The organism is Brunnivagina elsteri CCALA 953, from assembly GCF_002289455.1.
Lineage (GTDB): Bacteria > Cyanobacteriota > Cyanobacteriia > Cyanobacteriales > Nostocaceae > Brunnivagina > Brunnivagina elsteri.
Map to the genome: position 1 here is coordinate 1 of NZ_NTFS01000633.1, position 2,472 is coordinate 2,472.

Annotated in this window: 2 protein-coding genes; one reads left to right on the forward strand and one right to left on the reverse strand. The window is 35.0% G+C overall.

The window, feature by feature from the left end:
• A partial coding sequence (locus CK510_RS29325; RefSeq protein ID WP_143289501.1) for a DUF3685 domain-containing protein occupies window positions 1-575 on the forward strand: 575 nt, incomplete at its 5' end.
• Window positions 576-611: 36 nt separating this feature from the next.
• On the opposite strand, the gene CK510_RS29330 is transcribed toward CK510_RS29325, so the two are convergent.
• Complete coding sequence (locus tag CK510_RS29330; RefSeq protein WP_095724978.1) at window positions 612-2,153, reverse strand: FAD-dependent oxidoreductase; 1,542 nt, start codon at window positions 2,151-2,153, stop codon at window positions 612-614.
• Window positions 2,154-2,472: the final 319 nt, after the last annotated feature.

Genomic DNA, 2,472 nt, shown 5'->3' on the forward strand with positions numbered 1-2,472 from the left:
ATCTAATTTTTCAAACAGAATTATATATTGATAATGCTGTGTATTTAGCTGGTAGTGAAGAAGCAAAATCCCATGCTTTACTAATTTTAGAAAATATCTTAATTCAAGTGGCTAATAGTGTGATTCAACCTTTACTAAATAAGTTAGCGGATGTAGAAACAATCAAACAAAATTTTTACGATCGCGAGTATATTTCAACGAGGGAAATTGAGAGGTTTAGAAATAATTTATCGTGGAAATATCGTTTAAGGAATTACGTTAAGGAACCACAAGCAATTTTTGAAAGTCGTTATGAGTTGTTTGTATTTGCACCAAGGGGAATCGCTAAAATGTCGATTTATGCTCCTCGACGTGCTGAATTATCCCAACTCAAAGGTATTCCCTTATTAGTGACGTTAATACTCGAATTTAGAGACGCTGTAACACCACGTTTACAATCAGTGTTGTCGCTATTGGGTAGTGGGGTTGTTTTTATGTTAACTAAGGTAGTTGGTCGTGGTTTAGGTTTAATTGGTCGTGGTATACTTCAAGGTATTGGTAGTGTCTCTTTTCTGGAAGGGAAAAATAAAAAATAGTCGATAAATGAAATAAATAAAATAAAATAAAATAAATTATATATTCCAGTTGCGACGAATTTGGAAAAAATCATCTAAAAATTCTTGAAAAACAAAATTATGGTTGAGTCTTTGTAACTGCCAATCACGTGCGATCGCATCCAAAATACTAGCGAAACTTGGATAACTCAAACATAAACTTGTTAGTTGCTGAATTTTGATTTTTCGATTGATAGCCAAAGCAATAATGTTAATTATCTCCCTAGATTCGGCTCCAATTATGGCAGCACCTAATATTCTGCCATTTTTTAAAACAATTAATTTACAAATCCCTGTAGTTTCATCCTGAATCTGTGCTGCTGCTAAAGATTTAAAATACTGTCGTAATATTAAAATTTCACTCGAATCGTATAAATTCTCTGATTGAGCTTGAGTTAAACCAACTTGAGCAAATATTGGTTGAGTTGATATACCCCAAACAACGTTTTGATAATCGACTTTATTCTTAGATAAAAATAAAGCATTATTTACAGCAATATCAGCTTCGTAATTTGCGACATTAGCAAGTGGATATCCACCAATAACATCACCACAAGCATAAATACGAGAATTAGTAGTTTGTAACCTGTCATTCACATGCAAACGACCTTGATACCACTTTACACCCACAGCAGCTAAATTGAGCGATTCAATATTTGGTATTTGTCCAGTTGCGACAACTATTTCATCAGTTTCAATCGCTTTATCACCAGCTTGTAACCACTTTTTATCATCGATTTGCAAAACCTGCGTCACTAAAGTTTTAGTTAATATACGTACCCCTTCAGCTTCTAATTGTGCCTGAAGCAATTGGCAAATATCCAAGTCAACATGGGAGAGAATTAATTCGCGATCGCAAATCAAAGTCACATTCAAACCAAGTCTTACTAAAGTTTGTGCAAGTTGGATACTTTGAGGAATTCCACCCAAAATTACCCAATCTTCAGGTACTTTATTTCCATTCAAAGAAGCAGCATCCAAAACCTGCCAAATATTCGCTAAAGTCAAAAAGCCAATTTTCTGTAATCCCTCAATATTATCGACTTTGGGAAGTGAACCAGTCGCAAGTAAATATGTACGTCCTACCAATAACCGATTATCTATTGCAAACCCTAAATTTGTTTGAGCTTCAAATTGCCCAACACCAACAATAACATCAATACCTTGCCCAACCAAATACTCTAACGAATAATGCGATCGCACCTGCAATTCTACCCCAAATACCCGCAACATCGCAGTTTCCCAATCCATACCCGCTATAGGTGTTTGATTGAATTCATCGCTTTCTTTATTATCACCACGCTGAGACAAAAAAATACCAAAATCTGAGGCACTTTCTAATTGCAACTTCCGTTTAGCAACTTCAGACAAAGTATCAAGATAAACTAACCCCGAATTGAAATTTTGATGTGAATTGTGATGTGGATTGTGATGTAAATTTTGACCGAAATTATTTTCCAATTCAACTAACGCCACTTTAGCACGTAGCTGCGAAGCTTTCAGCGCCGCGTAACGACCTGCTAAACTACCACCAATAATAACAATATCGTAATCAATCACAGTTTAGGGAATTAGGAATTAGGAATTAGGAATTAGGAGTTAGGAATTAAAGAGTGTTTATAAAATAATTATTAAACGCTAAAAACCTTATTATCATTCCTCTTTAGAGGAATTGAGCTATTAGACAGGGAATTAATTCCCTGGCTACTGGCTACGAATTACGAATTTTACCCATTTCTACCTTCAAAGCTGCTAGCAAACGTTCATTTTCCGAAATAGTGCGAACAGCGACTCTAAAAAAGCGATCGCCCAATTCCGAAAAACTATGGCAGTCACGAATTAATATTTTATATTTTTTAAGTAATACAGACTGTATGCG